This window comes from Actinoallomurus soli, from assembly GCF_024055715.1.
GTDB lineage: Bacteria > Actinomycetota > Actinomycetes > Streptosporangiales > Streptosporangiaceae > Actinoallomurus > Actinoallomurus soli.
Window position 1 is genome coordinate 58,278 of the sequence record NZ_JAMXMV010000010.1, and the last position, 24,082, is coordinate 82,359.

32 protein-coding genes are annotated in these 24,082 nt (G+C 71.4%); 8 read left to right on the forward strand and 24 right to left on the reverse strand.

What is annotated here, in order from left to right; all coding sequences use genetic code 11:
- Window positions 1–8: 8 nt before the first annotated feature.
- From murI to NDW01_RS24160, 3 genes are all read right to left on the reverse strand, one after another.
- On the reverse strand, window positions 9–827 hold the full coding sequence (gene murI, locus NDW01_RS24150) for a glutamate racemase (RefSeq protein WP_252823713.1): 819 nt from the start codon (window positions 825–827) through the stop codon (window positions 9–11).
- A 76-nt stretch (window positions 828–903) separates the two neighbouring features.
- A complete protein-coding gene (locus NDW01_RS24155) occupies window positions 904–1,680 on the reverse strand; it encodes a thioesterase family protein (RefSeq protein ID WP_252823715.1) in 777 nt (258 codons plus the stop codon).
- A gap of 115 nt (window positions 1,681–1,795) precedes the next feature.
- Window positions 1,796–2,650: a helix-turn-helix transcriptional regulator gene (locus tag NDW01_RS24160; RefSeq protein ID WP_252823718.1), complete on the reverse strand. Its 855-nt coding sequence runs from the start codon at window positions 2,648–2,650 to the stop codon at window positions 1,796–1,798.
- Between the two features lie 145 nt (window positions 2,651–2,795).
- Between NDW01_RS24160 and NDW01_RS24165 the strand changes: the two genes are divergently transcribed.
- The gene (locus tag NDW01_RS24165; protein ID WP_252823720.1) at window positions 2,796–3,422 is read left to right on the forward strand and encodes a YbhB/YbcL family Raf kinase inhibitor-like protein; all 627 of its coding nucleotides are present in this window, start codon (window positions 2,796–2,798) and stop codon (window positions 3,420–3,422) included.
- 48 nt (window positions 3,423–3,470) lie between these two features.
- On the opposite strand, the gene NDW01_RS24170 is transcribed toward NDW01_RS24165, so the two are convergent.
- From NDW01_RS24170 to clpS, 8 genes are all read right to left on the reverse strand, one after another.
- Window positions 3,471–4,163 carry a nucleotidyl transferase AbiEii/AbiGii toxin family protein gene (locus tag NDW01_RS24170; RefSeq protein ID WP_252823722.1) on the reverse strand — a complete coding sequence of 231 codons (693 nt, stop codon included), beginning with the start codon at window positions 4,161–4,163 and terminating at the stop codon, window positions 3,471–3,473.
- Window positions 4,139–4,522 carry a hypothetical protein gene (locus NDW01_RS24175; protein WP_252823725.1) on the reverse strand — a complete coding sequence of 128 codons (384 nt, stop codon included), beginning with the start codon at window positions 4,520–4,522 and terminating at the stop codon, window positions 4,139–4,141. Before NDW01_RS24175 ends, NDW01_RS24170 begins: the two co-directional genes overlap by 25 nt.
- Before the next feature lie 86 nt (window positions 4,523–4,608).
- Window positions 4,609–5,556: a PLP-dependent cysteine synthase family protein gene (locus tag NDW01_RS24180; RefSeq protein ID WP_252778957.1), complete on the reverse strand. Its 948-nt coding sequence runs from the start codon at window positions 5,554–5,556 to the stop codon at window positions 4,609–4,611.
- Window position 5,557: 1 nt separating this feature from the next.
- A complete protein-coding gene (locus NDW01_RS24185) occupies window positions 5,558–5,830 on the reverse strand; it encodes a MoaD/ThiS family protein (protein WP_252778956.1) in 273 nt (90 codons plus the stop codon).
- Between the two features lie 199 nt (window positions 5,831–6,029).
- Window positions 6,030–6,461, reverse strand: coding sequence for a Mov34/MPN/PAD-1 family protein (locus tag NDW01_RS24190; RefSeq protein WP_252823727.1), 432 nt, complete (start codon window positions 6,459–6,461; stop codon window positions 6,030–6,032).
- 177 nt (window positions 6,462–6,638) lie between these two features.
- Window positions 6,639–7,586: a sensor histidine kinase gene (locus tag NDW01_RS24195; RefSeq protein WP_252823729.1), complete on the reverse strand. Its 948-nt coding sequence runs from the start codon at window positions 7,584–7,586 to the stop codon at window positions 6,639–6,641.
- A 105-nt stretch (window positions 7,587–7,691) separates the two neighbouring features.
- Window positions 7,692–8,228: a DUF2017 domain-containing protein gene (locus NDW01_RS24200; RefSeq protein WP_252823731.1), complete on the reverse strand. Its 537-nt coding sequence runs from the start codon at window positions 8,226–8,228 to the stop codon at window positions 7,692–7,694.
- A complete protein-coding gene (gene clpS / locus NDW01_RS24205) occupies window positions 8,229–8,519 on the reverse strand; it encodes an ATP-dependent Clp protease adapter ClpS (protein ID WP_252823733.1) in 291 nt (96 codons plus the stop codon). It lies immediately after the preceding gene.
- Between the two features lie 32 nt (window positions 8,520–8,551).
- Between clpS and NDW01_RS24210 the strand changes: the two genes are divergently transcribed.
- On the forward strand, window positions 8,552–9,883 hold the full coding sequence (locus NDW01_RS24210) for a nicotinate phosphoribosyltransferase (protein WP_252823746.1): 1,332 nt from the start codon (window positions 8,552–8,554) through the stop codon (window positions 9,881–9,883).
- Window positions 9,884–9,895: 12 nt separating this feature from the next.
- Here NDW01_RS24210 and NDW01_RS24215 read toward each other — a convergent pair whose 3' ends face one another.
- Window positions 9,896–10,867, reverse strand: a complete 972-nt coding sequence (locus NDW01_RS24215; RefSeq protein WP_252823748.1) for an alpha/beta hydrolase fold domain-containing protein — start codon at window positions 10,865–10,867, stop codon at window positions 9,896–9,898.
- A gap of 33 nt (window positions 10,868–10,900) precedes the next feature.
- Window positions 10,901–11,662 carry an SDR family NAD(P)-dependent oxidoreductase gene (locus NDW01_RS24220; RefSeq protein ID WP_252823750.1) on the reverse strand — a complete coding sequence of 254 codons (762 nt, stop codon included), beginning with the start codon at window positions 11,660–11,662 and terminating at the stop codon, window positions 10,901–10,903.
- 115 nt (window positions 11,663–11,777) lie between these two features.
- Here NDW01_RS24220 and NDW01_RS24225 point away from each other — a divergent pair, with 115 nt between their 5' ends.
- The gene (locus NDW01_RS24225; protein ID WP_252823753.1) at window positions 11,778–12,344 is read left to right on the forward strand and encodes a TetR/AcrR family transcriptional regulator; all 567 of its coding nucleotides are present in this window, start codon (window positions 11,778–11,780) and stop codon (window positions 12,342–12,344) included.
- A 312-nt stretch (window positions 12,345–12,656) separates the two neighbouring features.
- On the opposite strand, the gene NDW01_RS24230 is transcribed toward NDW01_RS24225, so the two are convergent.
- Entirely contained in the window at window positions 12,657–12,827 is a 171-nt protein-coding gene (locus NDW01_RS24230; RefSeq protein WP_252823755.1) for a hypothetical protein, read from the reverse strand.
- 2 nt (window positions 12,828–12,829) lie between these two features.
- Window positions 12,830–12,967, reverse strand: coding sequence for a hypothetical protein (locus NDW01_RS24235; RefSeq protein ID WP_252823757.1), 138 nt, complete (start codon window positions 12,965–12,967; stop codon window positions 12,830–12,832).
- A gap of 77 nt (window positions 12,968–13,044) precedes the next feature.
- Between NDW01_RS24235 and NDW01_RS24240 the strand changes: the two genes are divergently transcribed.
- Together NDW01_RS24240 and NDW01_RS44425 are read left to right on the forward strand one after the other, a co-directional pair.
- The gene (locus NDW01_RS24240; protein WP_252823759.1) at window positions 13,045–13,827 is read left to right on the forward strand and encodes a helix-turn-helix domain-containing protein; all 783 of its coding nucleotides are present in this window, start codon (window positions 13,045–13,047) and stop codon (window positions 13,825–13,827) included.
- 8 nt (window positions 13,828–13,835) lie between these two features.
- Entirely contained in the window at window positions 13,836–13,928 is a 93-nt protein-coding gene (locus NDW01_RS44425) for a DUF397 domain-containing protein (RefSeq protein WP_406566982.1), read from the forward strand.
- A gap of 56 nt (window positions 13,929–13,984) precedes the next feature.
- On the opposite strand, the gene NDW01_RS24245 is transcribed toward NDW01_RS44425, so the two are convergent.
- Together NDW01_RS24245 and NDW01_RS24250 are read right to left on the reverse strand one after the other, a co-directional pair.
- On the reverse strand, window positions 13,985–15,034 hold the full coding sequence (locus tag NDW01_RS24245) for a CU044_5270 family protein (protein ID WP_252823761.1): 1,050 nt from the start codon (window positions 15,032–15,034) through the stop codon (window positions 13,985–13,987).
- Entirely contained in the window at window positions 15,027–15,584 is a 558-nt protein-coding gene (locus NDW01_RS24250; RefSeq protein WP_252823763.1) for an RNA polymerase sigma factor, read from the reverse strand. The genes NDW01_RS24245 and NDW01_RS24250 overlap by 8 nt, the downstream gene beginning before the upstream one ends.
- 235 nt (window positions 15,585–15,819) lie before the next feature.
- Between NDW01_RS24250 and NDW01_RS24255 the strand changes: the two genes are divergently transcribed.
- Together NDW01_RS24255 and NDW01_RS24260 are read left to right on the forward strand one after the other, a co-directional pair.
- Window positions 15,820–16,398 (forward strand): nicotinamidase, encoded by a 579-nt coding sequence (locus NDW01_RS24255; protein ID WP_252823765.1) that lies wholly within the window; start codon window positions 15,820–15,822, stop codon window positions 16,396–16,398.
- Between the two features lie 50 nt (window positions 16,399–16,448).
- The gene (locus tag NDW01_RS24260) at window positions 16,449–16,964 is read left to right on the forward strand and encodes a gluconokinase (RefSeq protein WP_252823767.1); all 516 of its coding nucleotides are present in this window, start codon (window positions 16,449–16,451) and stop codon (window positions 16,962–16,964) included.
- Window positions 16,965–17,201: 237 nt separating this feature from the next.
- Here the strand turns inward: NDW01_RS24260 and NDW01_RS24265 are convergent, their stop codons facing one another.
- The 5 genes from NDW01_RS24265 to NDW01_RS24285 form a co-directional block, all read right to left on the reverse strand.
- The gene (locus tag NDW01_RS24265; RefSeq protein ID WP_252824449.1) at window positions 17,202–18,935 is read right to left on the reverse strand and encodes a DEAD/DEAH box helicase; all 1,734 of its coding nucleotides are present in this window, start codon (window positions 18,933–18,935) and stop codon (window positions 17,202–17,204) included.
- A 146-nt stretch (window positions 18,936–19,081) separates the two neighbouring features.
- Window positions 19,082–20,104, reverse strand: coding sequence for a zinc metalloprotease (locus tag NDW01_RS43920; RefSeq protein WP_252823769.1), 1,023 nt, complete (start codon window positions 20,102–20,104; stop codon window positions 19,082–19,084).
- Window positions 20,105–20,245: 141 nt separating this feature from the next.
- Window positions 20,246–20,491, reverse strand: coding sequence for a DUF3039 domain-containing protein (locus NDW01_RS24275; RefSeq protein ID WP_252778940.1), 246 nt, complete (start codon window positions 20,489–20,491; stop codon window positions 20,246–20,248).
- Window positions 20,492–20,495: 4 nt separating this feature from the next.
- On the reverse strand, window positions 20,496–21,071 hold the full coding sequence (locus NDW01_RS24280; RefSeq protein WP_252823771.1) for a YqgE/AlgH family protein: 576 nt from the start codon (window positions 21,069–21,071) through the stop codon (window positions 20,496–20,498).
- 106 nt (window positions 21,072–21,177) lie between these two features.
- Entirely contained in the window at window positions 21,178–21,366 is a 189-nt protein-coding gene (locus NDW01_RS24285; protein WP_252823804.1) for a hypothetical protein, read from the reverse strand.
- Between the two features lie 64 nt (window positions 21,367–21,430).
- Between NDW01_RS24285 and NDW01_RS24290 the strand changes: the two genes are divergently transcribed.
- Window positions 21,431–21,862 carry a hypothetical protein gene (locus tag NDW01_RS24290; RefSeq protein ID WP_252823807.1) on the forward strand — a complete coding sequence of 144 codons (432 nt, stop codon included), beginning with the start codon at window positions 21,431–21,433 and terminating at the stop codon, window positions 21,860–21,862.
- 115 nt (window positions 21,863–21,977) lie between these two features.
- Here NDW01_RS24290 and NDW01_RS24295 read toward each other — a convergent pair whose 3' ends face one another.
- Together NDW01_RS24295 and NDW01_RS24300 are read right to left on the reverse strand one after the other, a co-directional pair.
- The gene (locus NDW01_RS24295) at window positions 21,978–23,369 is read right to left on the reverse strand and encodes an NAD-dependent malic enzyme (RefSeq protein ID WP_252778937.1); all 1,392 of its coding nucleotides are present in this window, start codon (window positions 23,367–23,369) and stop codon (window positions 21,978–21,980) included.
- Window positions 23,370–23,442: 73 nt separating this feature from the next.
- Window positions 23,443–24,078 carry a cytidylate kinase-like family protein gene (locus NDW01_RS24300; protein ID WP_252823809.1) on the reverse strand — a complete coding sequence of 212 codons (636 nt, stop codon included), beginning with the start codon at window positions 24,076–24,078 and terminating at the stop codon, window positions 23,443–23,445.
- Window positions 24,079–24,082 lie beyond the last annotated feature (4 nt).

Sequence of the window (24,082 nt, forward strand, 5' to 3'; positions counted from 1 at the left end):
CCGACCTCCTAACGAGCCGTGAACGGAATGCCGACGATCGCGGGTTCGACGAGCCCGATCTCCGGGCCGAGGAAGCGGCGGCCGAGGACGCCGAACGGCGTCGGATCTCCGGTCGCCCGGAACCGGTGCCGGGGCTCGGGAGAGCCCTCCGCGCGGGCCAGGCGGCTGTCGTGCAACACCCGGTAGACGTCCTTGGCGGTCTCGTCGGCGCTTGACACGAGGGTTACCCCGTCACCGGCGACGTATGAGATGACGCCGGTCAGCAACGGGTAATGCGTGCAGCCGAGGATGAGGGTGTCGCACCCCGCGTCAAGGATCGGCTCGAGGTAGCCGCGCGTGACGTCGAGGAGTTCGTCGCTCATCGTGATGCCTCGCTCCACGAACTCTACGAAACGCGGACACGCGACACTTGTCAGTGTCACATGAGGCGCAGCGGCGAACGCGTCCTCATAGGACCGGCTCGTCACGGTCGCACGCGTCGCCACGAGTCCCACCCGTCCCGTACGGCTGGCGCTGACCGCCGCGCGCACGGCCGGCTTGATGACCTCGACGACCGGGACGTCGTAGCGCTCGCGCGCGTCGCGCAGCACGGCGGAGCTGGCGGTGTTGCAGGCGATCACGAGCATCTTCACGCCCTCGTCCACGAGGTGGTCGAGAACCTCGAGGGCGTAGGCGCGGACCTCGGCGATCGGCTTCGGGCCGTACGGGGATCGCGCGGTGTCGGCGACGTACAACATGGATTCGTTCGGCAACTGATCGAGGACGGCGCGGGCGACGGTCAGCCCGCCGACTCCGCTGTCGAAGATCCCGATTGGCGCGTCAGACATGATCCCAACAGGCTAAAAGACCATGCCCTGATCGGCGGCTCGATGCGCCGCACATCACAGTGTGATTTGAGAGAAACTAACCGCGGCCGACGCGGGCGATCTGGCGGCTCTGCGCGACGAGGCGGCCGGCGGAGTCCCAGACCTCCATCTCCTCGTCGAACCACCCGTCGCTGACGAGCCGGGCACGGCCGTGGACGGCCAGCATGCCCGGCGCGGGAACGGCCCGCATGTGCCAGGTCAGCTCGACGGTCGGCGCCCAGCCGGACGCCCCGGTGTTGAGCACGACCGGGGGCAGCGCGTCGACGGCGAGCGCGAGGAGGATCCCGTCGGGTTCGTACGGCTCGCGCAGCCGGAGGTGGCCTCGCATCTCGGGCACTCCGGCGGGCCGCCCGTCGAGCCAGCCCATCGTGGCCGGGTCGTACCGGACGTCGACCTGCCGGGCGAAGCCGTTGTTCGGCGGGAACTCCAGGCACTCCTCGACCGGCGGGAGCTTCTCCTGCTCGACGGAGTACGCCGGGGCGGCATCGCCGTCGAGGGTGCCGGTGGTGATGAGCGCCTCGACCAGGGCCTGGTCGTTCTGAACGAGGGTGACGCGCGCCACCGCCGCCGTGCGCCCGGCCTTGAGGGGCTCGACGCGGACCTCGGCGGGCCCGGCCTTCGCGACGCGCAGGAAGCTCGCGCTGGTGGCGATCGGGTGCGGGTGCGGGGACTCCTCCAGCAGCGCGCGGGTCATGACCGCCATCGAGTAGCCGCCGTTGATCGCCTCCCCGATGCCGAAGTCCCCGTCGAGCTCGGCGGCGTAGCGCCCCTCCGCCACCCGTCGCACCGTCGTGGCCGCCGCGAAGCCGCCCATTCCCCACCCCACCAAGTCGAATCACGTTCGGTAATACCCTACCGTCCCGGTGGCGTACGGTCCCGGTCGGGAGCACGGATGGGACGATCGCCACACGTCCGGCACCGGCCGGGACTCAGCCCAGCGCCCTCGCCGTCCCGGTGAGCGCGCCGGCGCGCGTGGTGACGATCCGGCGCAGCGCCCGCTCCGAGGCCGCGTCGGCGGGGGTGACGGCGATCAGGTACTGATCGGAGTTGTCGAGCGTGGCCAGGGTGGTGTAGCGGACGGTCAGCTCGCCGCCGGCCTCGTGGCGGATGCGCTTCGTCCCGTTGGCGCGTTCGCGCACCGTCTGGTCGTTCCACCAAGCCGCGAAGTCGTCGCTGCGATGGCGCAGTTCGTCGACCAGCGCGCGCAGCCGGGCGTCGGTGCGGTGGCGCGCGAGGTTGGCGCGCAGGTTACCGACGGTCTCCCGGGCGATCCTGGTCCAGTCCAGCTGCATCGCGCGGATGCGCGGCACGAGGAACAGCATCCGCGCGACGTTGCCGGTGTCGCCGCTGCCGAAGTCCGCGCCGAACAACGCCGCCGCGGGCTCGTTGCGGGCCAGGACGTCGAAGCGGAAGTCCACGACGTAGGCGGGCAGCAGCGGCATCCCGCACAGGAGCTCCTGGAGGGCGGCTCCGACCGGCGCGGGCCGATGCCGTGGCGGCGGCGCCTCCCCCCGCGCGATCAGGTGCAGATGGTGCCGCTCGGACTCCGACAGCCGGAGGGCTCGCGCCAGGGCGTCGAGGACGGTCGCGCCGGGCGAACCCACCCGGCCCTGCTCCAGACGGGTGTACCACTCGACGCTGATCGCGGCCGACTGGGCGACCTCCTGGCGCCGCAGGCCCGGCGTACGGCGGTTGCCCGCGACCGGCAGGCCGACGTCCTCCGGCCGTACGCGGGCTCGCATGACCCGCAGGAACTCCGCCAGGTCGGCGTTGTGCCGGCTCATCCGACTCACCCCTGATCGACATGATCCATGCCGCCGGTGCCCGCTGTCCACGGAGGGACCTGGCACTCCGGGTACCAGCATCCCGGCGGTCTTCCTCCGCTCGATCCGCGTCGCGATCGTTGAACGCACGATCGAGGAGGAAGAGATGAAGAGATTCGTTCGGACCTTCGCGGCGGCGGCCGGTGCCGCCGTCATGGTGGGATCGGCGGCGACGGCCGCCGCCGCGCGCGACGGGCACCGCGGCCCCGCCGGCGACGGGGGCTACGGCTTCACCGTGATCCGCAAGGGCGTTCCGGACTCGGCGAAGCGGCTGACGCTGACCAGCCCGGACGTCCGGGACGGCGGCGCCTTCCCGGCCGCGTCCTGGGCGAACGCGTTCGGCTGCTCGGCGGGCAACCGGCCACTGCGCCTGTCCTGGAGCGGAGCCCCGGCGGCGACCCGCGGCTACGCGGTCACGATGTACGATCCGGACGCGCCCTCCGGGAGCGGGTTCTGGCACTGGCTGGTCTGGGACATCCCCGCCGGTGACACCACACTGGGCGCGACGCCTCCGGCGGGCGCCGTCTCCGGCACCAACGACGCGGGCGGCACCGGCTACCTGGGTCCCTGCCCGCCCGCCGGCGACATCGCGCATCGCTACCAGGTGACGGTGTACGCGCTGAACGTCCCGAGCCTGGGTCTGCCGGCCGGCACGCCGCCCGCCGTCGCGACCTTCACCATGAGCGGTCACGTCATCGCGTACGGCCGCATCACCGCAACGGCGCAGCGGTAGGGCGCCGTCTCACCGGGGAGCCGGCGGGTGGAGACGCTCCGGCGGGGCTCAGAGCTCGAGATCGACCTCTTCCTCCTCCAGGAGCCGCAGGTTGATGTCCTGCGCCCACTCGGCCGCGAACCGCTTCACCCGCCGCACTTCCTCCAGCGTCAGGCCATAGGCCTCGAACTCCGCGTCGTTGCGCAGCTCCGCTGCTTCGAGCCGCGAGGCCAGGCGTCGCAACGAGAAGTCGGGTTCGTGCGAGCGGCAGAGCCATTCGAGGCGCTCGAAGCTGTACTCTCCGGCGAGCGCCGCCGCGTCGATGAGATCGCGCGCGATGCCGCGATCATGCAGGGCTCGCATCTTCAGACCGATCGCGTCGTCGAAGCCCAGCACGGGGCAGGAGTCCACGATGATGGGGCTGACCCGAAGGGTCGCCTTCATGAGGTCGACCTCGCAGGACTCACTCGTCAGCGGGTCCGTGACCACGAGCCGGGCGAACCGGTAGTTACCCGGAGCGGCGACGACCTCGAATCCTTTGGCCCGATAGCCCGCCACCACACGCTCGGTCAGTTCTTCGACCGGTAGGGGATTCGCGGTCGCGAAGTCGATGTCCTGGCTGGGCCGATCCACCAGGCCATGGGCCTTCATCGCATAACCGCCCGCGAGGAATAACCCGTGCTCCTCGCAGAGGTCGAGTCCCGCCTCGATGAGCCGCCGGTGAAAGGGAGGAAAGTCTATTCCCACGGCGACTCCTTCCAACGCGCGAAGGCTGCCGCGAAGGCGTCAGGAGACGCGCCGAGCCTGGCCAGCTCGGGAAAACGCCCCTCCCATGCCTCTACATAACCGTCGCCCAGTCTTCGATGCAGAAGAGGCCACGCCTCGAGGAGGTAGTCGCCGTTGAGGAACTCCGGATAGTGCGTCTGGAGTCCTTGGACGATCACCAACTCGTAGAGCGCGACTCGCTGGGGGAAGCGCTCGACGTTGTACTGTGCCTGTCCCGACCAGCAGAGGTCCAGGGGAAGGTCGACGACGCCCTTGCGCGGACCGCGCAGGGCGGACAGGGACCGGGGGATCCAGCGCGGCAGGTGCGCCGTCCAGCTCGGCAACGTCTCGGGCATGGACCCAGTATGCCAAGGACACGCAACGTACACGGGCGCTCACCGAAACGACTTTCGATTGCGGTGAGCGCCCGTGTGGCGTTCGGTCAGGCCCAGAGCTGGCCTTCGAGGCGCTCCTCGGCCTCTTCCAGGGTGCCGCCGTACGCGCCGGTCGAGAGGTACTTCCAGCCGCCGTCGGCGACGATGAACGCGATGTCGGCGCGCTCGCCCGCCTTGACGGCCTTGTTCGCCATGCCGAGCGCGGCGTGCAGGGCGCAGCCGGTGGAGATGCCGGCGAAGATGCCCTCCTGCGCCAGCAGCTCACGGGTGCGCCGCAGCGCGTCCGCGGACGTCACGGAGTACCGCGTGGTCAGCACCGACTCGTCGTACAGCTCGGGCACGAAGCCCTCGTCGATGTTGCGCAGGCCGTACACCAGCTCGCCGTAGCGGGGCTCGGCCGCCACGATCGAGACGCCCGGCACCTGCTCGCGGAGGTACCGGCCGACGCCCATCAGCGTGCCCGTGGTGCCGAGGCCCGCGACGAAGTGGGTGATCGACGGCAGGTCGGCCAGGAGCTCCGGCCCGGTCGTCTCGTAGTGCGCCCGGGCGTTCGCCTCGTTGCCGTACTGGTAGAGCATCACCCAGTCGGGGTTCTCCTCGGCCAGCCGCTTGGCGACGCGCACCGCCTCGTTCGAGCCGCCGGCGGCCGGTGAGGAGATGATGCGCGCACCCCACATCTCCAGGAGCTGCCGGCGCTCGGCCGAGGTGTTCTCCGGCATGACGCAGACGATGTCGTAGCCGCGGAGCTTGGCGACCATCGCCAGCGAGATGCCGGTGTTCCCGGAGGTGGGCTCCAGGATCGTACGGCCCGGCGCGAGCAGACCCTCCTTCTCCGCCTTCGCGATCATCCAGAAGGCGGGACGGTCCTTGACCGAGCCGGTCGGGTTGCGGTCTTCCAGCTTGGCCCACAGACGCACCTCGGGCGACGGCGACAGCCGTGGCAGTCCGACCAGCGGCGTACGCCCGAGGGAGTCGAGCAGGGAGTCGAAACGCACGTCAGCCGCCGGCGACGGCGGGCAGCACGGTGACCGTGTCGCCGTCGGAGACCTTGGTGCCGAGGCCGCCCAGGAAGCGGACGTCCTCGTCGTTCAGGTAGACGTTGACGAACCGCCGCAGGCCCTTCTCGTCGACCAGCCGGTCGCGCAGGCCCGGGTGGCGGGTCTCCAGGTCGGCGATCAGCTCGTCGAGCGTGGCGCCGCCGCCCTCGACCGCTTTCGCGCCGTCGGTGTAGTTACGCAGGATCGTCGGAATGCGAACCTCGATCGCCATCGCGAGTGTGCTCCTTCGTCGTACGGTCCCGGCATGGCTCAACACGGCCGGATGCGCGGGGATTCCGGGCTTGGGGGGAAAGGCTCAGCCCTGGCGACAGTCGTAGACGACTTCGGCGCGGCAGTGGCCGAAGAGGAAGTTCTGCACGGGCGTGACGGGCCGGGCCGGGTTCGGGCGCTCCGTCATCGTCGTCACGGGATCAGTCTACCGAGTCGGGTTCGTACGACTCCACGACGCGGACCTCCTCCTCGTCCACCTTCCCGTCGACGATCCGGTAGGAGCGGAACTCCGTCTCGTCGTCGTCGCGGGTGGAGACCAGCACGTAGTGCGCGCCCGGCTCCGAGGCGTACGAGATGTCGGTGCGCGAGGGGTAGGCCTCGGTCGCGGTGTGGGAGTGGTAGATGACGACCGGCTCCTCGTCGCGGTCGTCCATCTCCCGCCACACCTTGAACTGCTCCATCGAGTCGAATCGGTAGAAGGTCGGCGAGCGCTCGGCGTTCGCCATCGGGATGAACCGGGTCGGACGGTCCGAGCCGGCGGCTCCGGCGACGACGCCGCACGCCTCGTCCGGGTGGTCGGCGCGCGCGTGCGCGACGATCTGGTCGACGATGGCCCGTTCGATGGTGAGCATGGGCAAAGGGTATCGACGGCCGGTCTCGGCGGGGCCCGTGGCCCAAGGCGGTCACCCCGGGCGGGAGCCGTGGCGGCCGGCCTCACCGGGCCGCGTGGTCCGTGACGGCCGACCTCACCGGGCCGCGTGGTCCGTGACGGCCGACCTCACCGGGCCGCCGGCCCCTGTCGGCCGGCCTCAGCGGGCCCCGTGGCCCATGTGGAGCCGTACGACCGAGCAGTCGGCGCCGGACCGGATCTCCACGAGGTCGCACAGCTGGCGGACCGCCCACATGCCCGCGCCCGCGGGCCGGTGCGGCGCGGGCGGGAAGTACCCGAGGTACCGGTCGTCGAGCGCGGTCCCGGCGTCGATGACGTCACAGATCAGGCTGCCGTCCGCCGACCAGACCCACACCGATCCGCGGCCCCCGCCGTTGCGTGCGACGTGCCCGGCCACCTCGGCCACCGACTGCACCAGGGCGACGCGGCGTTCGCGGGGCAGCCCGTGGCGCTCGGCCACCGCCGCGACGAAGACGCGCAGCCCGGCCAGATCGCCGCCCGAGAACGCCCGGCTCATCACCGGCTCGACCGGCGGGGTGAGCGGGACCCGGTTGCGTTCGGCGTAGAAGACCGCCGGGTCGGTGAACCGCGCGCTGCGCCGGGTTCCGCCGGCGCCGACCAGCTCCGGATGGGTACGGCCGACGTCCTCGGCGACCTCGGCGGGCAGCGAGCGCACGTCGTACGCGCACAGCAGGCTGGTCGGGGTGTCGGCGAACGCGACGTTGAGCAGCGACTCCAGCCGCCCCCACTCCCGGACCTCCGGCCCGGTGCGGGCCCGCCACACCGGCTCGGCGACGAGGTACAGCGGCCCACGGGACCACCACCGCTCGCGCGCGGACGCGAGGTAGGCCGTGAGGGTACGGGCCGGCACGCCGAACCAGCCCGGCGCGTCGAGGAACTCCACCCGGCTCACGCCGCGGCCGAGCCGCCGGCGTACGAGCCCGGCCCGCTCACTGATCACGACCGGGCGGCCGCCGCGCGTCAGGCCCTCCCGTAAGAAGGGGATCGTCACGTCGAGGAACTCGTCCTCGTGGCCGTACAGCAGGGCCCGGTGGACGAGGACGTCGACGGAGTCGGTGGCGGTCACGTCCGCTCCTCCCAGCGCGGGGTCCGGCGGCGCCGCCAAACTACCAAGCCACCGGTCGGAGGAGAGGCGTGAACGACGGATCGGCCCGGCCCAAGGGACGAATGCTTACCAAAGGGCTCGAACCAGGTCCTCTTGGAGGTAGGTCAGCCAGTCGTAGGCCGCGAACGGGGCGGTCCGCGGATCGTTCCAGTCGAGCCTGCGAATCCGTTCGAGGGTCTCCTCGGTGATCCCCAGGCGGGTGCCGAGGGCGAGCCGCAGGTCGTTGAGCGACCGCAGCCACACCTGGGCCTGCTCGTCATCGAGGAGGATCTCGCCGCCGTCGCCGAGCGTGTCGAGCACGAGCTGGGCCGCGGCCCGCTTGCCGTCGCGCAGCCCGCCCTCGGTGTAGCGCCGGAACTCCGCCGACGCGGCGCCGTCGTCCTTGTAGGCGTCCGGGAACAGCCGTGCCAGGACCGGGTCGTCGGAGACGGTGGTGTTCTCCGAGAAGCTGAGGTTCGGCAGGCCGTCATCGCGCGGTCCGGGCGCGGGCCCGCCGAGCAGATCGAGGAGCTGGGTCACCAGCGCCTGGATGACGGAGGCCTCCTCCCGGGTCATCCGCAGCCGTACGCCGCCCCCGTGAACCCGGGTGAACCAGGTGTTCATCTACACATCCTGCCGGACCGTTGCCCACAGACCGTACGAATGCAGGATCTCGCAGTCGCGCTCCATCTCCTCCCGCGTGCCGCTCGACACGACGGCGCGGCCCTTGTGGTGCACGTCGAGCATCAGCTTCTCGGCCTTCATCTTCGAGTAGCCGAACACGCTCTGAAAGACGTAGGTGACGTACGACATGAGATTGATGGGGTCGTTCCAGACGACCGACACCCACGGACGGTCCGAACGTACGTCTTCGGCGGCGTCCGGCCGATCCAGTTCGACGGGAGCCGTGCTCACCTGAGTCCCTCCTTCCGGGGTGCTGCCCGAACATGGTGTACACACCACACCGTAATCTGCCACTCGTGGATCATTCGACGGCGCTGCTGACCGACCGCTACGAACTCACCATGCTCCAGGGTGCCCTGACCGCCGGTACCGCGGAGCGTAGGGCGATCTTCGAGGTGTTCGCCCGGCATCTGCCGAACGGCCGCAGGTACGGCGTCGTCGCCGGGACGGGCCGGTTCCTCGACGCGCTGGAGTCGTTCCGCTTCGGCGGCCCCGAGCTGGAGTACCTCACCTCTCAGGGCATCGTGGACGAGCCGACCGCGGCGTGGCTGGAGTCCTACCGCTTCACCGGGAACATCTGGGGCTACGCGGAGGGCGACTGCTACTTCCCCGGCTCGCCGATCCTCGTCGTGGAGGGCAGCTTCGCCGAGGCCGTGATCCTCGAGACCCTCGCGCTGTCGATCCTCAACCATGACTGTGCGATCGCCTCCGCCGCCTCCCGAATGGTGCGCGCCGCCGCGGACCGCCCGCTCATCGAGATGGGATCCCGGCGCACGCACGAGATGGCCGGAGTTGCCGCCGCCCGGGCAGCCTACCTCGCCGGCTTCCGTACCACGTCGAACTTGGAGGCGGGCCGCACGTACGGCGTGCCGACCGCCGGCACGAGCGCGCACGCCTTCACTCTCCTCCACGACAGCGAGCGGCACGCCTTCCAGGCCCAGCTCGACGCGCTCGGCGCGTCGACCACCCTGCTCGTCGACACCTACGACGTCGCCCGCGCGGTCGCGGTCGCGGTCGAGCTGGCCGGACCGGAGCTCGGCGCCGTCCGCATCGACAGCGGCGACCTGGGCGAGATGGCGCGGGAGGTCCGCGAACAGCTCGACGCGCTCGGCGCGCCCAAGACGAAGATCATCGTGACCGGCGACCTCGACGAGTACTCGATCGCCGGCCTCGCCGCCTCGCCCGTGGACGGGTACGGCGTGGGAACGTCGCTGGTCACCGGCTCCGGCGCGCCGACCGCGTCGCTGGTCTACAAACTGGTGGCCCGGGCCCAGTCCGACGACGGGCCGCTGCGGCCGGTCGCCAAGCACTCGGTCGGCAAGCCGAGCCGGGGCGGGCGCAAGTGGGCGGTCCGCCACCGCGACGAGAGCGGCCGGGCCCTCGTCGAGGTCGTCTCGCTGAGCGAGCCGGCCCCCGGCCCGCACGACCGGCCCCTGCTGCGCCCGCTGGTCGTCGGCGGCGAGGTCGTGGGCCGCGAGGACCTGTCCGAGGCCCGCGACCGCCACCAGCAGGCCCTCGCCGAACTCCCCCCGTCGGCCTTTCAGCTCTCCCGCGGCGACGCCGCGATCCCGACCGACTTCCTGAACGGCGCCTGAGCCCGTAGCGGCTCAGGCGTGCAGGGTGCGGCGGAGAAAGCCGTGCCAGGTCTGCTCGAACGAGCGGGTCAGGGCCGACGTGGCCGCGAAGCGGTCCCAGGCGTGGAACGCGCGGGCGTAGAGGTGCAGGTCGACCGGGACTCCGGCGGCGATCAGCCGGCGGGCGAAGTCGATGCCCTCGTCACGCAGCAGATCGAACTGGGCGGCGGCGACGAAGGTGTCCGGCAGCCCGGCGAGATCGGTGGCCCGCCCGGGCGCGGAGTACGGGTCCACGTCGTCCGCGCCGAGCCGGTCGCCCAGGACCGCGGCCCAGGCGAGCCGGATGTCCGCGCGGGCGAAGACGACCTCGGAGACGGCCTCGGAACTCGACGGCGTCTCGAGGCGGTCGTCGAGCATCGGGTAGAGCAGGGACAGCGAACGCGGCCGCGGAGCGTTCCGGTCGCGCACCATGAGCGCGGTGGCCGCGGCGGGAGCTCCGCCGCCACTGGCCCCGGCGAGCCCGATCCGGTGCGGGTCGATCCCGTGCTCGGCGGCGTGCTCGACGAGGTGGGTGTAGGCGAGATAACCGTCCTCGGCGGCGCCGGGAGCCGGCGTCTCCGGAGCCAGCCGGTAGACGACGGCGGCCAGGACGCAGTCGAGGGCCAGGGCCAGGGCCGTGTGGTACGCGTCGTCGCTGCGGGCGTCGTCGCCGAGGACCTGGGCGCCGGCGTGGAACCACAGCAGAGCCGGCAGGGTGGGCTCGGCACCGGCCGGGCGGTACAGGACCACCTCCAACTCGGTCCGGTCGTCCCGGGCGATGCGCAGGGCCTCGATCGTCACCCGCGGGTCCGGCGAGGTCGCGGGCATCCGGTCGTACGCCGCGCGCATCTGCGCGCGCAGGCCCGGGATGTCGGAGAGTTCGAGCAGGGTGCCGTTCGCGGCCTTGGGCATCACGGCGAACGCGGCGGCGAGCTCAGGGTCGAGCGCGTCGATCATTCCAGGCATGGGGAGATCCTTTTCGAAGAGGGAGGGTCGGGGTCAGAAGAGGGAGGGCTGGGCGCTGCCGGCGGTGATGCCACCGTCGACGGGCAGGATGACGCCGGTGATGAAACGGGCGTCGTCCGAGGCCAGGAAGCCGACGGCGGCGGCGATGTCGGCCGGGGTGCTGAAGCCGGTCAGCGCCCGGCGCTGCTCGAAGCGCTCGATCATGGCGGCGTACGCCGTCGCCGCCTCCTCCGGGAGGGTCAGTGACGGGGCGATCGCGTTCACCCGGATGCCGAACCGGCCGAGGTCGAAGGCGAGCCCGCGGGTGAAGTTCACGACCGCGCCCTTGGCCGCGTTGTAGGCGTTGAGCCGGCGGTCGCCGCCGAGGCCGGAGGCGGAGGCGATCTGGACGATGCTGCCGCGGCTCTCCTTCAGGTACGGCAGCGCCGCCTGCGCGCCGAAGAAGCAGCTGTCGACGTCGGTGGACATGATCGACCGCCAGTCCTCGGCCGTGGTCTCCTCGAACTCCTTGGCGAGGCCGAAGCCGGCGTTGGAGACCAGGACGTCGATGCCGCCGAACCGGGCCGCGCCGGCCTCGATCATCGCCTGGACGTCGTCCTGGCTGGTGACGTCGGTGACGACCGGGAGCGCGCGGTGGACACCGAGCTCGGCCGCGAGGGCGTCCAGCCGGTCCTTGCGCCGCGCGGCGAGGACGACGTTCGCCCCTTCGGCGGCGAACCGCCGGGCGATGCCGTCGCCGATGCCGGAGCTGGCGCCGGTGACCACGACCGTCTTACCGGCGAAACGCTGTTCCATGATGACCTTCTTTTCGTCAGATACTGACGTTTCAGTGACAGTGACTGACGGTACAACTCGTCAGCGACTGACGCAATGTGTGTCAGTAACTGACGATTGTGATAGCGTCAACGCCGTGCCACGGAACGGGGATGAAGTGCGGCTGCGGCTCCAGGAGGCCGCACTGGAGCTGTATCTGGAGCGTGGCTACGACAAGACCGCGGCCGCGGACATCGCCGCCCGCGCCGGAGTCACCGAGCGGACCTTCTTCCGCCACTTCGCCGACAAGCGCGAGGTCTTCTTCGACGGCGAGGCGGAGCTGCGGGACCTGCTGACCGGAGCGGTCGCCGCGGTGCCGGCCGGCACCAAGCCGCTCCCCACCCTGCGGGCGGCGTTTCACCAGGCCGTGCCGCTGGTCGAGCGCAACCTCCCGGTCACCGAGCGGCGGGTGCCGGTCATCGCCGCCACGCCGGCCCTGCAGGAGCGGGCGCTGGCCAAGACCGCGGCTCTGGTCGCCGCACTCACCGACGCCCTGCGGGCGCGCGGCGTCGCCGAGCCGCTCGCCGCCCTGTGCGCCCAGGTGGGCATGGACACCTACTCGATCGCCATCCGCCGGTGGCGCGCCGACCCTACCGACGACCTGCACACCCACCTCGACCGCGCCTTCACCGATCTGCGACTCGCCGCCAACGCCCTGAAGTGAGCGCCCGAGCCGGCAAACCGGCCGCAACGCCACGGCGGTCTCCTCGCCCCGCCGCAGCCATCACGTTGCGCGCGGCCGTGACCTCGCCACCGCCGCAGTCCCGTTGTCACCGCGGCCCGTTGCCGCCAGCCCGGCAGCCTCCTTGTCGCCGGCGCGGTCACCTTGCCGCCGGCGCGGCCTCGTTGCCGCGGGCGCGGTCACCTTGCCGTCGGCGGTGACGGATGGATGACCGATTCGCCAGGCTCGCTACGTCAGGAGCGACGTCGAAGCAGCCGGTCGGTCCGGCCGGGAGCTCGCCGGAGTTCGCGCGAATCAGGGCGCTTCCGAGGTCGGCGGGTCGAGCCAGATGAGCCGTACGTCGGCGCGCCGGGCCAGCAGCCGCCGCGCCCGGTCCGCGGTCTCCGTACGGAACAGCCGCTGACCGCAACCGCCGACAGGGACGTACACGATCGCCTCGTCGCCGAAGCCCAGCCCCCAGCCCACCACTACGCCGTCGTCACACTGGACGTCGAGCAGCCCAGCGCGAACCGTCGCGGAGCCGTCTCGGCCGACAGCTCGACGAGCTCGGCGAGCAGGTCGCGCTCCGCCTGCTCACGAGCCCCGTCCACCGGTACTTCGCACATCCAGAACCCCCGTTTCCGCGGCGACCCTGCCGCCGCGCCTGTCTCCTTTGTTGCAGCAACAGTGACAGCGCACAGTTATGAAGAGCCACCTCACGACCCGCGAGGTCGCCAGGAGGCTCGGCTGGTCCGCGAGCACGGTGAGCCGCACGGAGACCGGCCATCGGAACATCACCAGCGAGGACGTCGCCGCCCTGCTCGCCCTGTACGGCGTGGCGGGCAAGGAACGCGATCACCTTCTGGCCCTGGCGCGCGAGGCGAACCAGCCGGGCTGGTGGGAGACCCGCCACCCTGGACTGCCCAGCCAGCTCACCGCACTCATCGGCTTCGAATCGCAGGCGACGCGCATCACGGATGTGGCGCTCATAGTGGTCCCCGGTCTGCTGCAGACGGCCGATTACGCCCGTGCGGTGATGAAGGCGGCGGGAATCTCGGCGATGCACGCTGAGACGAGAGTCGCCACTCGGCTCGGCCGCCAGGCGGCGCTCAGCCGCCCGAACCCGCCTCAATATCTCGCGATCCTGGACGAGGCGGTCCTACACCGGCCGATCGGCGGCCGGGCGACCATGGCGGCACAACTCCGTCACATCCTCGGCGTCGCCGAGCGTCCCAACGTCGAGGTCAGAGTCCTTGCATACGACCAAGGGGCGCATGCCGGTCTCGCGGGCTCGTTTGTAGTGCTCACCTTCCCGAAGGCCCCGGCGATCGTTCATCTCGAGCACAAACGCTCGTCCCTGCTCCTCGATGAGCCAGGCGACGTGACGGCATTCATCGAGGCCGCAGACTTGATCCGAAACGTCGCGTTTGATCCCATTCGTTCAGCTGAGTTCATCGCCAAGGTGGCCGCCGAGTACGAAAGCTGAGGGCACCCATGGAGCTCTGCCGCACGGTATGGCGCAAGTCCACTCACAGCGCCGAGGAGACGAACTGCGTCGAGATCGCGGTCGTTCGAGGCTCACGCTGACGTGATCGCTGGTGGTCGCTGCGCCCTAAGAGCAGCGACCACCAGTGGTCAGAGCACTACTTGGGGAGGGCGTCGGTCCATGCGGTGGTGATCCGAACGCCGCCGCCATCCGGGAACCACTCCTCCCCGCCGCCGAGGGCGAGGAAGTTCGTCTCACGGACCTGTGCGGTCGCCGGGTCGACGACCATCGTGGGCGGGTCGTCGTGAGTCTCGCCGCGGGCGGCCTGGGCCTTGGCCCGCGCTGCCCGGTCCTTCGCCCACCTGGCCGCCTTCTCCCGTTGCGCGGCGGTCGAGGGAGCCGGCCGGGCCGGCTCCGTGACCTTGGGCAGCGTGAACCGCACCACCTGGCCGCCGTTCGCCCGGCCGGCGACCTTCACGTTCGGGTACGACGCGAGGGCGCGGAAGGCCGCGGCGCGTACCTTCGGCGGGGCCGGAAGGGTGCTGAGCAGCATGACGAGCGACTCGAACGCCTCCAGCCGCTGCTCCTCGGCGGTGAGACGGCCGGCGCTGGTCCTCATGTCACTGTGCGCGGCGGAGTCGGCCAGCCAGGCCTTCAGCCGATCCGGGTCGGTCGGCAGTCTCTGGATCTGCTGGAAGCTCACGAAGTCGGTGCCCAGGTCGAACGGCCGCGCCTTGGGCCGTCCCGGCAGAACGCCCTCGTGAAAGATCTCACCCTCGGTCTTGAGGTCCCTGCGCCAGATCTCGCCGTCGTGGCGCGTCCAGCGTTCCGCGACGGTCGGCTCGGCGTTCGCGCCGTCTCTCTCCTCCTGCTTGACATACCAGTAGGCGCCGGACGTGGCAGGTGCCTTCTCCGCGGTCGTGGCGGCGGCGAGGAGGATCTGCCGGGCGGACAGGGATCGTTCCGCCGTGGACGGCGGGCTGTTGGGGTGCGCGGTATGCGTCGTTCCGGTCGTGCTCACGAGGATCGCGGTCGCGGCCGTGGCGGCGGTCAGGCCGAGGCCCCCGGCCAGCCGGCCCGTCCGGCGCCGGCGGACGGGGCCGCCGCGCATCGTGTTCTGGAGCCGGTGCCGGCTCCGGTCGGCCGCCTCCTCGGACGGTTCCGGGGCCGCCAGGGCGGTGGCGAGCATCGTCAGTTCTTCATCCATGAAATGCCTCCTTGAGCTTCTTGCGGGCGCGACTGAGCCGGGAGCCGACCGTGCCGGCGGAGATGCCGAGCGCGTCGGCCACCTCGTCGTAGCCGAGTTGGCCGAGGGCGATGAGCAGGACGACGTCGCGCTCGCCCGGGGAGAGCCGTGCCAGGGCCTGGACCAGCCGCGGCCTCATGTGGGCGGCGGCCACCGACGCGACGACGCGGTTCTCGTGGCTGTCGGCGACCGGCTCCGTACCGGCGCGGGCGATGGCCCTGTAGTGCCGCGCCTCCTTGCGGCGGTGCCGGGCCACGAGGTTCGTGGCGATGCCGAACAGCCACGGCCGCAGGGCGCCGCGGCCGGGATCGAACCGCTCGCGGTCGCGGAACGCCACGCAGAACGTCTCGGCGGCGATGTCCTCGGCGGTCTGCGCGTCCAGGCGGCCGGCCGCGTACAGGTAGATGGCACGGAAGTACCGGTCGTGGACGGCCGTGAAGAGCTCCGGGTCCCGGCGGAATCGTGCGGCGAGCTCGGCGTCGCTCGCCTGTTCGCCGACGTCGGCGGTCATGGGCCCTCCTTCGTCGGAGGGGCGACTCGTAGGGCTGCGCCGTTGATTCCCTCGCTTCGCTCGGTCATGGCCCTGCCTCCGTCATGCGCTACCTCCTGGGTGAGGGATCGTGGTCACCCATGCTTCGCCGCACGCCGGAATCGTCTTCCGTGAGAATCACGAGGCCCGCGGATGATGTTTCCGGCCCGGGCGGGGTAGCTTCTCCTGTGCTGGAGATCTGGCCGGGGAGGCTGCCGTGAGCACGGCGTTCATCATTGTTGATGTGCAGAACGACTTCTGCGAGGGCGGATCGCTGCCCGTGACCGGTGGGGCGAACGTCGCGACGGCGATCTCCACCTACCTGCAGGACAACCGACGGGCGTACACGCACGTGGTGGCGACGCGGGACTTCCATCTGGACCCCGGTGACCACTTCTCGGACAGTCCCGACTTCGTCGACACCTGGCCGGCGCACTGCGTGATCGGCACACCGGGCGCCGACTTCCACCCGGGCCTCGACCTCGCGCCGATCGAGGCGGTGTTCAGCAAGGGCGAGCACAAGGCCGCCTACAGCGGCTTCGAGGGCGCCACCGACGATGGCACGCCGCTGGGCGACTGGCTCCGCAAGCATGAGGTCGAGTCGGTGGACATCGTGGGCATCGCCACCGACCACTGCGTGCGCGCGACCGCCCTGGACGCCGTACGCTCCGGCATCAGCACGCGGGTGCTGCTGGGGATGACGGCCGGAGTGGCCGAGGAGACCGTCGCGCGGGCGCTGGAGGAGATGGGCGCGGCTGGCGTGGAGCTGGCCGGGCAGCCGATCGTCCACCACTGAGTCCGGGGGCCGGACGCCTCATTTCGGGATCACTCGGTACGTTTCCACCTATGCAGAACCCGATAGTCCTCATCATGGGCGTCTCCGGCAGCGGGAAGACGACGATCGGCGCCATGCTGGCCGGCCGGCTCGGCTGGAAGTACGCCGAGGCGGACGACTTCCACCCGCCGGCGAACGTCGAGAAGATGCACGCGGGCGTCCCGCTGACCGATGAGGACCGCTGGCCGTGGCTGCGGGCCATCGGCGCGTGGATGCACGAGCAGACCGGCCCGGCGGTGGTCACGTGCTCGGCGCTGAAGCGCAAGTACCGCGACGTCCTCCGGGAGAGCCGATCCGACCTGCACCTGGTCTACCTGGACGGCTCGAAGGAGCTGATCGCCGCCCGCCTCGCCGCCCGGCACGGGCACTTCTTCCCCCGGCAGCTCCTCGACAGCCAGTTCGCCGACCTGGAGATCCCGGCGCCGGACGAGGACGCGCTGGCCGTATCGATCGACCAGCCGATCGAGGCGATCGTCGAGGAGATCCACCGGCGGCTCGGCCTCTCGGACGGCCCGGGCCGCCGCTAGCCGCCGCTTCCATCGCCGCCGCGCTCGCCTCAGTGCTTACTGCCGCGCTCGCGGCGGTGCCCCCTGCCGCGCTCGCCTTGTCACTCGCTCCGCGGCCGGCTCGTCCCTCACCGACCACTCCGCTCGCTCGTCGGCTCGCTGCAGTGCCCTCTGCCGCGCTCCCCTCCTCACTCGCTCCGCGGCCGGCTCGTCCCTCACCGACCACTCCGCTCGCTCGTCGGCTCGCTGCGGGGGGGATCAGTCGCGGACGCGGGGCATCGGGCGGGCGGCCCACTCGCGGATCTTGGCGATGCGCTTGCGGACGTCCTCGCTGCTGGCCTGCGCGCTGGGCGGCCCGCCGCAGACCTTGCGGAGCTCGGCGTGGATCACGCCGTGCGGCTGGCCGGTGCGGTGGTGCCACGCGCCGACGAGGTTGTTGAGCTCCTTGCGCAGCGCGTGCAGGTCCTCGGCGGCGGTGTGGTCCTCGGTGGTCGGCGCCTCGCCCTTCTTGTTCCGGCGCTGGGCGGCCAGCTGCTCGGCCTGCCGCTGCTTCAGCAGCTGCGCGACCTGGTCCGGCTCCAGGAGTCCGGGGATGCCGAGGAAGTCCTCCTCCTCGGGCGAGCCGGGCGCGGCGGTCATGCCGAACTCGCCGCCGTCGAACACGACCCGGTCGAATGTCGCGGACGCCTCGACCGTCTCGAACGGCAGCTCCTCCCCGACGTCGGGGTTGTCGCGCTGGCGGTTCGCCTCGGCGATGAGGTCGTCGTCGAGGCCGTCCTCGCGGACCGGCCGGTCCAGGACGTGGTCGCGCTCGGTCTCCATCTCCGCCGCATGGCCCATCAGCGTCGGCACGGACGGCAGGAACACCGACGCCGTCTCACCGCGCTTGCGGGCCCGGACGAAACGCCCGATCGCCTGGGCGAAGAACAGCGGCGTCGAGGTCGAGGTGGCGTAGACGCCGACGCAGAGACGCGGGATGTCGACGCCTTCGGAAACCATGCGGACCGCGACCATCCAGCGGTCCTCCGACGCGCTGAACTGCTTGATCTTCTTGCTGGCCCCCGGGTCGTCGGACAGCACGACGGTCGCCTTGGTGTTGGTGAGCTCGCGGATCATCTTGGCGTACGCCCGCGCGGACTCGTGGTCGGTGGCGATCACCAGGCCGCCCGCGTCGGGGACGCCCCGGCGTACCTCGGTGAGCCGCCGGTCGGCCGCGGCGATCACCTGCTTGATCCAGTCACCCTTCGGGTCGAGCGCGGCGCGCCACGCCTGGGCGGTCTGGTCCTGGGTGAGCGGGTCGCTGAGGCTGGCGGTGATCTCGTCGCCGGCGCGGGTGCGCCAGCGCATGTCCCCGGCGTACGCCAGGAAGATCACCGGGCGGACGACCCCGTCGGCGAGCGCCGGGCCGTAGCCGTAGGTGTAGTCGGCGCGGCTGCGCCGGATGCCGTCGGGCCCCTCCTCGTACAGCACGAAGGGGATCGGGTTGATGTCGGTGCGGAACGGCGTGCCGCTGAGCGACAGCCGCCGGGCGGCCGGGTCGAACGCCTCCCGGATCGCGTCGCCCCAGGACCGGCCGTCGCCGGCGTGGTGGACCTCGTCGAGGATGACGAGCGTCTTGAGCGTCTCGGTGCGGTTGCGGTGCAGGGCGGGGTGCGCGGCGACCTGGGCGTACGTCACCGCCACGCCCTGGAAGTCCTTGGCCGTACGGCCCTGGGAGTTCTTGAACTCCGGGTCGATCTTGATGCCGACGCGGTCGGCGGAGTCGGCCCACTGCCGCTTCAGGTGCTCGGTCGGGCAGACCACGGTGATGCGGGCGACGATCTTGCGGTGCAGCAACTCGGCCGCGAGCCGGAGCGCGAACGTGGTCTTACCGGCGCCGGGCGTGGCGACGGCGAGGAAGTCGCGCGGGCCGGTGCGGAAGTATTCCTCCAGGGCCCCCTGCTGCCAGGCACGCAGCGCGGTCGCGGTGCCCCAGGGTGCCCGGTTGGGCAGCGCGGGTGGGGTGTCTGATGCGGCGAACGTGCTCACGGTGAAAGAAGGCTACCTTGACCGGCCGACAGGACGGGCCCGGCCTCCCGAGGTGCCCGGGACGCCGGAGATCACGGTTACCGGTGTTCCGCCCCGTCTCACCTGGCGTTTCACCGGTAGCGCGCCTGGCCGCGGGACGACGACGCGCCGAGGCGGTAGGCGGCCCACATGGCCCTGATCCGAAGGCCCTGGTCGGGGGTGAAGTCGCGCATGCAGCTGTCGAAGCCGTAGTCCATGAAGTTGTGCACCGGGTCGGTGCCCGGCGCCGGGCAGCTGTCCTTGGACGCCGGGCAGCCGATCGTGGGCACCGACTCGTCGGGCGTGTCGTCGATGCCGTCTCCCGGCGGCTGGCAGCCGTTCTCGAACGTGTGGAACAGGCCCAGCCAGTGGCCGATCTCGTGTACGGCGGTGAGGCCGCGGTTGAAGTGCGGGAACGTGCCGCCGGGAAGGCTACGGTAGTCGACCACGACTCCGCCGACGCCCGGCCGCTCCCGCGCCCACTTGGGGAAGGTCGAGAAGCCCAGCATCTCGAAGCCGACCGCGGCGGTGTAGAGGTTCAGCGTGCCGTATCCGCCGCGGGCGAGCGCGCCCTCGATCTCCGACCGATGGTCATGAGGCTTGCCGAACCACTGGACGTTGGTCGTCACGTCGATGCCGTCGAGCCGGAAGGACACCCCGGTGTCGGCGCCCTGCGGTGCCCTGGAGGCCGATCGCACCGCGCCTCCGGGACCGGCCAGCCGCCCGCCGTACGCCGCGTTCAGGACCGCGACCTGTCGTTCCACGGCGGCGCGGGAGAGCCGGCCGCTCCGGCCGTCGGTCAGGACGTGGAACCGCAGCGGGACCACGATCCGGTCGGGGATCCGGTGCGCGGCGGCGAGGGTCCGCTCGTCGGACGAGCCGTACCGCGTGCGGAGCAGGCCACCGAACTCGCCCAGCATCGCGCGGACCTCATCGGGGGTGAGGACGTCGCCGTCCGCCGGGCGCGCCGCCCGGACCGTCACCGTACGGGCCGCCGCCGAGGTCCGGCCAATCGCCGTCCCGGCGGCGGCCGGGGTCCGGGCCGTCGGCGTCCGGCGCGCGCAGGCCGCCGTCGTCCCGTGGGCCGGCTGGACACGTGCGCCGCCGCCGGGCACGGCGGCACACGACGCGAGAACGACTCCGAAGAGCCCGGTAAGACCTCTCCGCCTCATCACGATCCCCCCGAGACGGAGAGGCTAGACCGCCGCGCCGGGGGTCAGCGCCCGACGCGCGGGTCCATCACGCCGATTTGACGGTCAACTCTCGTCGTCGCCGCCGGCCATCGACTCGTAGATCTCTTTGCACTCCGGGCATACCGGGTACTTCTTCGGGTCGCGGTTGGGCACCCAGACCTTGCCGCACAGCGCGATCACGGGAGTGCCGCTGACGGCGCTCTCCATGATCTTGTCCTTCTGCACGTAGTGCGCGAACCGCTCATGATCACCGTCGCCGTGGGAGAGATCAGGTCTGGTGTCGCTCTCCGGAAGGATCTTCGTACTCACGTGCTCAGTTTAGTGACGGATCCTCGGGAAACGTCGCGACGAAGGCGAGTTCGCCGCCCTGACGCCGCAGAACGGCGGGCCACAGGCCGTCCGGCTCTTCCGCGAACACGTCTCCGGACTCCGCCGAGAGGACGTACCACGCGCCCTCGTCGATCTCCGACTGCAACTGCCCGGTCCCCCAGCCGGCGTATCCGGCGAAGACCCGCAGCCGCGCCACCTCCGGGGCGAGGATCTCCGGTGGCACGTCCAGGTCCACGAGGCCGACTCTGGCCACGGCCGGGCTGCCGTTGAGGGCCCGCCAGCCGAGCGGTTCGTCGGTGCCCGGCACCTGCGCCAGGGCGAGCGCGCTGTCGAGCGCCACCGGCCCGCCCTGGAACACCACCGACGGGCCGGTCACCAGCTCCGACCAGGGCGGCAGGACCTGGTCGACCGGTACCTGGGTCGGCCGGTTGAGCACGACGCCGAGGGTGCCGCCCTCCGGCTCGTGCTCAACGACCAGCACCACGCTGCGCCGGAAGTTCGGGTCGGTCAGCTGCGGCGTCGCTACGAGCAGCCGGCCGGTGGAAATGCCGTCGTCCATGCCTTCATCATGCTTTGCTCGGGGACGGTGGGAACACAGGACGGTCCGGTCCGTCGGTTACGCGCGCGAGGAGCGTGGGTAATCGGCAGAATACCGGCGTAGATCATCACCCCCCGGAGGATGCGATGCCGCTGTCGAGGGTCGCGATCGCGGCCGTCTTCTTCATCGTGGGGGCGCTGATCGTGTTCCCGATGCTCACGGACTCCTCACAGCCCTCACGGGCGGCGAGCAGCACTCCCCTGCCCAGCGTCAGCGCCTCGGCGACCGCGAGCCCGACCCGGAGCTCCCGTCCCACGCACAAGGCCTCTCACAAGGCCTCGCCGACGCACTCGCCGACGCGGCCGTCGATCGGGGAGCCGTTGCCCTCCGCCGGCTCGTCCTCGCCGCTCAACGTCGAGATCGGCAAGGTCCGCTGCCCGGGCCGTACGGTCCAGGTCTCGGTCGTCAACGGCAGCTCGCAGGCGGAGGACTACGCCATCCTGACCGACGGATCGATCTCGGTGGCCGACCGCATCCCGGCGGGCGCCACCCGCAGGTCCACGGTCAACGTCAAGGAGGACCGCACCACCACCGTCGCGGTGACCTGGCGCAACCTGCCGGTCAAGAGCGTCGACCGGCACGCGAACTGCGTCCGCAGGACGTCGGACCAGACGCTGCCCCACACCGGCCCCGACAGCGGGATGATCGTCGCGCGGGTCGCGACCGGCATCGCCGTCATGCTGACCGGCGTCATCATCTTCTGGTATGGCCGCCAGTGGCCACGCCGCCACGGCAAGATGTTCGACCGGTAGGCGGCACCGCGCGGAGACGGCTCCGGCCCGGCGCCGGGCGGGAGCGACTCCGCGGCGGAACGACTCGAGCGGGCGGGCGGCATCGGGCGCCGCGCCCGCTCACGTCGTCCTCAGGTCACTTGGCGGACTCGGCGGCCTTCTGCACGGCGGCGGCGACGGCGTGCGCGACGTCCGAGTGGAACACGCTCGGCACGATGTAGTTCGGGCCCAGCTCCTCGTCGGTGACCACGCCGGCCAGGGCCCGCGCGGCCGCCAGGAGCATGTCCTGCGTGACCGTACGGCTCTGCGCGTCGAGCAGGCCGCGGAAGACGCCGGGGAACGCCAGCACGTTGTTGATCTGGTTGGGGTAGTCGCTGCGGCCGGTGGCGACGACGGCGGCGTGCTCGCGGGCGGCGGCCGGGTCGACCTCCGGGTCCGGGTTGGCCAGCGCGAAGACCACGGCGTCGTCGTTCATCGTCGCGATGTCGTCGCCGGTCAGGATGCCGGGGGCCGAGACGCCGATGAACACGTCGGCCCCGCGCACGGCGCCGCGCAGGTCGCCGTCGTAGCCCTCGGGGTTGGTGTTCTCGGCGATCCAGCGCAGCGAGTCGTCCAGGTCGTCGCGGCCCGCGTGCACCGCGCCGTGGTAGTCGCAGACGACCAGGTGCTTGGCGCCGGCGTGCATGAGCAGCTTGAGCACGGCGTTCCCGGCGGCGCCCGCGCCGGCCAGCGCGATGCGCACGTCGGCCAGGTCCTTGCCGACGACCCGCAGGGCGTTGGTCAGCGCGGACACCACGACGATGGCCGTGCCGTGCTGGTCGTCGTGGAAGACGGGGATGTCGAGCAGGTCGCGGAGCCGGCGTTCGACCTCGAAGCACCGCGGCGCGGAGATGTCCTCCAGGTTGATCCCGCCGAACGCCGGCGCGAGGATCTGCACCGTACGGACGATCTCGTCGGTGTCCTGCGTGTCGAGGCAGATCGGCCAGGCGTCGATCCCGGCGAAGCGCTTGAACAGCGCCGCCTTGCCCTCCATGACCGGCAGGGCCGCCTGCGGCCCGATGTTGCCCAGGCCGAGGACCGCGGACCCGTCGGTGATCACCGCGACGCTGTTGCGCTTGACCGTCAGCCGCCGGACGTCCTCCGGGTTGCGCGCGATGGCCAGGGAGACCCGGGCGACGCCCGGGGTGTAGGCCATCGACAGCTCGTCGCGGTTGCGCAGCGGCACCTTCGACTGCATCTCGATCTTCCCGCCGAGGTGCATGAGGAAGGTGCGGTCGCTGACCTTGTGGATGGAGACGCCGTCGAGCCCCTCCAGGGCGTCGACGATCTCCTGGGCGTGCTCGGTGTCACGGGTGGCACAGGTGACGTCGATGCGGAGCCTGTCGTGGCCCGCCGGCGTCAGGTCGAGCGCGGTGACGATGCCGCCCGCGCCCTCGACCGCCCCGGTGAGCTGGCTTACCGCCTTACCCCCTGCGGGGACCTCGAGACGGACGGTGATCGAATAGGACACGCTCGGCACGGTGGCCACGTCAATTGCTCCTTTGCAAGGCGAGGGTCCGCACGCCCATGGTGTCATCCCCGCGTACGGCGCGACGATGAGGTCAGCTGATCGCGTGTGCCGCCCTCACGACCATGTCGACGCAGGCAGCCGCGGCCAGCCGCGTACTGTCGATGACCAGATGATAAAGGCCGGGATCCGCCGGATCCGTCCTGTAGAAGTGTTTGACGTACGCGGTCCGCGCCCGATCGTTCTCGGTCAGGAGGTGTTCGGCCTCCTGCGCGGACAGCTCCATCGTCTCCCGGACGCGGGCGATCCGGCGTTTCCGCGGGCCGTCGAGGCGGACGTGGAGCGTGCCGGGATGGCCGGCGAGCACGACCTGCGCGGCGCGGCCGAGGATCACCGCTCCCTCGCCCCGGTCGGCGACCTCCCTGATCACCTGTTCGGTGTGACGGACGAACTCCTCTTCGGGGACGACGCCGCGCTGCGGGAGGTGGACGTCCATGCCGCCGAGCGTGACGTTCGGCAGGCGCGCGGCGTCGGCCAGGATGCGGCCCAGCCCGTGCTCGGTGCGGTCGTCGTGGGCGAGCGCCTCTTCGAGCGAGCAGCCGATGTCGGCGGCCACGGTGTACGGGATGGCGCGGTCGACGAACGGCACGCCGAGGTGCTCGGCGACCGCGGGGCCGATGGCGCTGCCACCCGCCCCGAACGCCGCGGAGATCGTGACGACTGCCGTCATCACC